This window comes from Acinetobacter sp. YH12227, assembly GCF_013417785.1.
Classification (GTDB): Bacteria; Pseudomonadota; Gammaproteobacteria; order Pseudomonadales; family Moraxellaceae; genus Acinetobacter; species Acinetobacter gandensis.
Genome location: NZ_VPDH01000114.1, coordinates 1 through 6722, shown reverse-complemented (window position 1 = coordinate 6722; position 6722 = coordinate 1). Strand labels below are relative to the sequence as shown.

Annotated in this window: 5 protein-coding genes and 1 pseudogene; 5 read left to right on the top strand and 1 reads right to left on the bottom strand. The window is 38.6% G+C overall.

Going from position 1 to position 6722, the window contains the following annotated elements; translation table 11 throughout:
- Positions 1-352 precede the first annotated feature (352 nt).
- Positions 353-781 (bottom strand): OsmC family protein, encoded by a 429-nt coding sequence (locus FTV09_RS16570; RefSeq protein ID WP_180058919.1) that lies wholly within the window; start codon positions 779-781, stop codon positions 353-355.
- Positions 782-928: 147 nt separating this feature from the next.
- Between FTV09_RS16570 and crp the strand changes: the two genes are divergently transcribed.
- The 5 genes and pseudogenes from crp to FTV09_RS16545 all read left to right on the top strand — a co-directional run.
- A complete protein-coding gene (gene crp, locus FTV09_RS16565) occupies positions 929-1639 on the top strand; it encodes a cAMP-activated global transcriptional regulator CRP (protein ID WP_067762263.1) in 711 nt (236 codons plus the stop codon).
- Between the two features lie 191 nt (positions 1640-1830).
- Entirely contained in the window at positions 1831-2880 is a 1050-nt protein-coding gene (locus tag FTV09_RS16560) for an NADP(H)-dependent aldo-keto reductase (RefSeq protein ID WP_180058918.1), read from the top strand.
- Between the two features lie 344 nt (positions 2881-3224).
- Entirely contained in the window at positions 3225-5804 is a 2580-nt protein-coding gene (gene clpB, locus FTV09_RS16555; protein WP_180058917.1) for an ATP-dependent chaperone ClpB, read from the top strand.
- Positions 5805-6040: 236 nt separating this feature from the next.
- Positions 6041-6508: a hypothetical protein gene (locus FTV09_RS16550; protein ID WP_180058916.1), complete on the top strand. Its 468-nt coding sequence runs from the start codon at positions 6041-6043 to the stop codon at positions 6506-6508.
- Positions 6509-6554: 46 nt separating this feature from the next.
- A pseudogene (locus FTV09_RS16545) lies at positions 6555-6722 on the top strand (IS4 family transposase); the annotation flags it as partial.

Genomic DNA, 6722 nt, shown 5'->3' with positions numbered 1-6722 from the left:
GCGACTCATAAGTGCTCGGTTATATGCGGGCCAATTGGTTGTGCGGTAGATTTTGTGTGCAGGCTTCTTCATTTGAAAATTATATCGCTGAAAAAGCCTTTACAGATAGGTTTGTGCAACAAAGCCGGTATGAGTCGTAAAATTATCATGAGCAGGAATAGGGTGAAAATGCATCAAAGTGCAAGTATAGGAATTTTGATATTGAGCGTTATAAGTTATTAAGCCAAATTTTTAGATTTATAGATCTCTATTTATAACTATTTAGTAGTGCCATACAATGTGTTCTATAGCGGATTGGTCAAAAAAAAGCCGCATTGAATGCGGCTGATTATTAAATAATTAAGCAAAAATATTATGCAGCTTCAGCTTCTAAAATTTCGAAGTCATGGGTAATTTCTACACCACCGTCCATTAGCATTTTACTTGCAGAACAATATTTTTCTGCTGACAGTTCAACTGCCTTAGCAACTTGCTTCTCTTTAACGGCGTTACCAGTAACAACAAAATGTAAATGAATCTTAGTAAAAACTGCAGGAATAGTATCAGCACGTTCTGCTTTTAACTCACAGCGAACATCAGTGATGTCTTGACGTGCTTTCTTTAAAATCGTCACGATATCAAATGAAGCACAACCGCCTAAGCCAGTTAAAATCAATTCCATTGGGCGTGCACCGCGGTTTTCACCACCATATTCAGGCGATCCATCCATGATGATAGTGTGACCACTTTGAGTTTTTGCTTCAAAAGCAACATTCTCTAGCCAATGAACACTCGTTTGCATTGCAAGTCCCTAAAAAAAGCTATAAATTTACGCAGTACCTGTACACTACCATAAATTGAGTTGATAAGGAATTTCAACTCTAACGTGTGACAAGTTCAATTTAGGTCTTGTGCGATCTAAAATTTATCCATTTTCGGAACTGTTAGCATGACTTCAAACTTTTCACAACTTAGCACAGATGCACTATCTCCGGGGCAGTTACCTGAGTCGGTGAAGGCATTATTAAAACGTGCATATATTAATCGTTACCCAAAACGTACCACTATCGTTGATGCGGGTTCAGAATCTAAATCTTTGTATTTAATTCTTAAGGGCTCTGTATCTATTATTTTACGCGAAGATGATGAGCGTGAAATTGTTGTGGCATATTTAAATGCGGGTGACTTTTTTGGGGAAATGGGTCTATTTGAAGCAAATGCACAACGTACTGCGGAAGTTCGTACGCGTGATGTATGTGAAATTGCTGAAATTACCTATGAAAATTTTCATGAATTAAGTAAACAATATCCAGACTTGAGTTATGCAGTATTTGCTCAACTTGTACGTCGTCTTAAAAACACGACTCGCAAAGTGACAGATCTTGCATTTATAGATGTATCTGGTCGTATTGCACGTTGCTTAATTGACTTATCATCTCAGCCAGAAGCAATGATTTTGCCAAATGGTCGCCAGATTCGTATTACTCGTCAAGAGATTGGCCGTATCGTGGGTTGTTCCCGTGAAATGGTGGGCCGTGTTCTTAAGACACTTGAAGAGCAAGGCATGATCGAAACTGATGGTAAGGCGATTCTTATTTTTGATGCATCGCTAGAAGAAAAAAGTCAGTTGGCAACAGATGACTTTGAAGACGAAGAATAAATTCTTCTAAGTTGAAAAAAAGCAAATCCAGGGATTTGCTTTTTTTTGTCTAAAATTTAACAAATGTTGAGCTTGTCATAAAAAATGACAACCATTCAGGAAATTATGATTTAAACAATAATGATATTTTAAGTAGGCTTAACCAGCTTTTAACATTGATCTAAATAGAAAATTATAGGGAATGAAGGCTTATGCAATTTAAACCATTAGCGAATACTGGCATTTTACTTCCTGAAATATGTCTGGGCACCATGACCTTTGGCGAACAAAATACTCAAGCGGATGCTTTTCAACAATTGGATTATGCTTTGGAACGCGGATTAAACTTTTGGGACACAGCGGAAATGTATCCCGTGCCGCCCAAACCAGATACCCAAGGTTCAACTGAGCGTATTATTGGAAACTGGATTGCAGAACGTGGTGGGCGTGACAAATTATTCCTTGCTTCAAAAATCGCAGGACCATCACAAGGTGGTAGTCATATACGTGATGGAAAAACCAAATTCGTTGCTTCAGAAATTGAGTCTGCATTAGATCAGTCTTTAACCCGACTCCAAACAGACTATATCGATCTTTATCAATTACATTGGCCACAGCGTCCGACCAATTTCTTTGGCAAATTGGGCTATGGCAATACAGAAGCGACGAGTGATCAAACCGTAACGAGTCTTGAAGAAACCTTGATTGCACTGAGTAATGAAATTAAAAAAGGACGTATTCGCTACATTGGCTTATCAAATGAAACGCCATGGGGAACGTTGAAATTTTTACACTTGGCAGAAAAATTAGGTCTCGAAAAATTTGTTAGTGTACAAAATCCCTATAGTTTGTTGAATCGCACCTATGAAATTGGGATGTCAGAAATTGCGCATTATGAAGGTATAGGTTTACTGGCTTATTCGCCATTGGCCTTTGGTTACTTAACGGGTAAATTTAGAAATGGTGCACGACCTGCCAATGCGCGTGTAACACTTTTTTCACGTTTCAGTCGCTACTCAAACCCTGAAAGTGAATGGGCTACAGAACAATATGCACAATTGGCTGAAAAGCACGGTTTAACCTTGACGCAATTGGCGCTTGCTTTTATCAAACAGCAATTCTTTGTGACAAGTACAATTATTGGCGCAACAAATTTAGATCAGCTCAAAGAAAATATTGATGCGTTTGATGTTAATTTATCTGAAGAAGTACTAAAAGGCATTGAAGATATTCACCGTCAGCAACCCAATCCTGCACCTTAATGATTAAATTTTGTATAGCTTGATAAAAAAGTCTGAATTGTTTCAGACTTTTTTATTTCTTATTGAGAATTTATCTGTTCAAGATTGATATTATTATTTTCAAATTAGGCTAATTAATGACAATTTATTTCATATAAAAGACAAGTGCATATAAAGCACCTTGTTTTTTTTAAATAACTTAAGATGTGCCCTTGAAATCTTATCTTTTTATACCAATATTACTATGGAGTTATAATTTTTTAATGGTTAAGGTGTTGAAAAATATTTAAAAAATATATTTGAAATTCTAATGGCCGCTCCCATATATGCTTCAAGTAAAGAAATTGTTGTGAGGAATAACAAGAATGCGATTCGAAAAATTCACAAACCGTTTGCAGCAAGCCCTGTCCGATGCTCAATCACTTGCAATGGGCAAGGATCATACAGCGATCGAGGGTATTCATATTCTGGCATCCTTGCTTGAGGAACCTTCAAATCAGAGCTTACTTCAGCAAGCTGGTGCTAATCTTCCAGAGCTTAAAACTAAGCTCCAGCAAGCTTTAAAAGACGCAGCAACATTGAGTAGTCCAACTGGGGATATTAACTTAAACCCAGAAGCAGTGAAGGCACTTAATTTAGCCGATAGTTTTGCGCAAAAAGCTGGTGATGAGTTCTTATCAACAGATTGGGTTATCTTAGGCTTAGCTGAAACAGGTAAAACAAAATCTATTTTAAATAGTGTGGGTGTGGCTTCAGATAAGCTGCGCAAAGCAATTGAAAATATTCGAGGTGGTGAACAAGTCATGAGCAATAACCATGAAGATCAACGTGACTCACTGAATAAATATACACTCGATCTAAATGCACGTGCTTTAGAAGGTAAGCTTGATCCTGTGATTGGCCGTGACGAAGAGATTCGTCGTACCATTCAAGTTTTATCGCGTCGTAGTAAAAACAACCCAGTACTGATTGGTGAACCTGGTGTTGGTAAAACAGCTATCGTCGAGGGCTTAGCACAGCGTATCGTCAATGGTGAGGTGCCGGATAGCTTAAAAGGTAAACGTGTTCTTTCACTTGACCTCGGTTCATTACTAGCCGGTGCCAAATACCGTGGTGAGTTTGAAGAACGCTTAAAAGCAGTACTCAAAGACCTCGCTAAATATGATGGTGAAATCATCTTATTTATTGATGAGCTACATACTTTGGTTGGTGCTGGTAAAGGCGACGGTGCAATGGATGCCGGTAACATGCTTAAACCTGCGCTTGCACGTGGTGAACTTCGCTGTGTCGGTGCGACAACACTTGATGAATACCGCCAATTTATTGAAAAAGATGCGGCTTTAGAGCGTCGTTTCCAAAAAGTATTGGTTGATGAGCCAAGTGTTGAGGATACCATTGCGATTTTGCGTGGCTTAAAAGATAAATACGCGACTCACCATGGCGTACAAATTTTAGACTCAGCCATCATTGCTGCGGCAAAAATGTCACATCGTTACATCACTGATCGTCAATTGCCAGACAAAGCGATTGATTTGATTGATGAAGCTGCATCACGTATCAAAATGGAAATTGACTCAAAACCTGAGCCATTAGACCGTTTAGATCGTCGCTTAATTCAGTTGAAAATGCAGTTAGAAGCGGTGAAAAAAGATGCAGATTCAGTCTCTAAAGCTGAAGTTGAGCATTTGGAAAAACAAATTGCTGAAGTTCAAAAAGAATACAGCGATTTAGAAGAAGTTTGGATTGCTGAAAAGCGTCTTGTCGATGGTACAAATCAAGCACAAATTGAATTAGACAAAGCACGTACAGCTTTTGAAAAAGCTCAACGTGAAGGTGATTTAGCTGAAGCAAGTCGTTTGCAATATGGAGTGATTCCAGAATTGCAAAAACGCTTAAATGAAGAAGAAGTTGCTGAAACCAACGAAGAGCCTAAACTGATTCGTACTAAAGTCACTGAAAATGAAATTGCTGAAGTTGTAAGTGCAGCAACGGGTATTCCAGTTGCCAAAATGCTGCAAGGTGAACGTGAAAAACTTCTACATATGGAAGATTTTTTACATAACCGTGTGGTTGGCCAAGACGAAGCCGTAGTGGCAGTTTCAAATGCAGTACGTCGTTCACGTGCAGGCTTATCTGACCCGAATCGTCCAAGTGGTTCATTCTTGTTCTTAGGGCCAACAGGGGTTGGTAAAACTGAATTGACCAAAGCATTGGCAAACTTCTTGTTTGATAGTGATGATGCCATGATTCGTATCGATATGTCTGAGTTTATGGAAAAACACTCAGTGAGTCGTTTAGTTGGTGCACCTCCGGGCTATGTCGGCTATGAAGAAGGTGGTGTGCTTACCGAAGCTGTTCGTCGTAAACCGTATAGCGTGGTGTTATTTGATGAAGTTGAAAAAGCACATCCAGACGTCTTCAATATTTTATTGCAAGTATTGGATGATGGTCGTTTAACTGACTCGCAAGGCCGTGTGATTGATTTTAAAAATACGGTTATTGTGATGACATCAAACTTAGGTTCGACTGATGTACGTGAATTAGGTGATCATCCAAGCAAAGAGGAAGTGCGTGCTGTTGTTATGGCTGCTGTATCTGAGCACTTCCGTCCTGAGTTTGTGAACCGTATAGATGAACTTGTGGTCTTCCATTCATTGGAAAAAGCGCAAATTCGCGGTATTGCAGATATCCAGTTGGATCGCTTACGTGCACGTTTGGCTGATAAAGACATGAGTTTATCGGTTGAGGATAATGCTTTTGAATTATTGATTGAGGCTGGTTTTGACCCGATTTATGGCGCTCGACCACTAAAACGTGCAATTCAGCAGCAAGTTGAAAATAGTTTGGCTCAAAAAATATTGTCAGGTGCATTCCAACCTGGGGATACAATTGTCATTAAAGCGGATGGCGACCATCTTATTTTTGACAAGATGATGCTTAACTAAAACGCACTTATCTTTAACTGATTAGATATAAAAAAGAAACCCGGTTTAGGCCGGGTTTCTTTATTTTTACACTTGTCGCATTTTTCGTGTAGAAACGTAAAGATGATTGCAATTTCATAATTCAAGCTACTAATATTGCGACCGCACCACAACGCAGGTTGCGAGTGGATGTTCTGTGCAAAACAAAAAAAATATCGCGTTTCATTATGAATGTTACGCAACAGGGAAGAATGATTATGATTGAACTTAAATTGCTTCGTCAGCTAAAAAAAGAACCCTTTAGCCAGTACAAACGTACAGGTGATGTCACTGTACAAGAACTGAAGCGCATGTACAGTATTTATCAAATCTACTATGCCAATACACGGTATGAAATTTTTGAGCGTGATTTTCTCGAAAAAACTGGTGTATTTTTTATTATTGAACCCAAGAATAAACAAATTGTCGGCTTCTCAACCGTGATGGAACGCGACTTTGTAGTGAATGGTAAAGCGCGTCATGCATTTTTTAGTGGCGATACCATTATCGAAAAACAATACTGGGGCAATCGAGCGCTTACCCGCGCAATGTTTCGCTATATTATCAACTTTAAGTTTCGCCATCCTCGAACACCGGTTTATTGGATTTTGATTTCCAAAGGCTTTAAAACGTACTTATTGCTTGCGAATAATTATTACAGCTCTGTACACGACAAAAATAGATAACTCATTGAAATAATGTCACAATAATTGTTTTCTAACGACGAATACTATGACACATCTCAATGAGCTATATCTTATCTTAAACAAATATCTAAAATGGAACAAGTCACATTTAAAGTGCTTTGCGCTCATCATGCTTGTGATTATTTTAAAGCAAACATGTAATCTTTCTTCTGCATCTAAAGCCTTGCCCATCAAGTGCTTACCACAATCATTT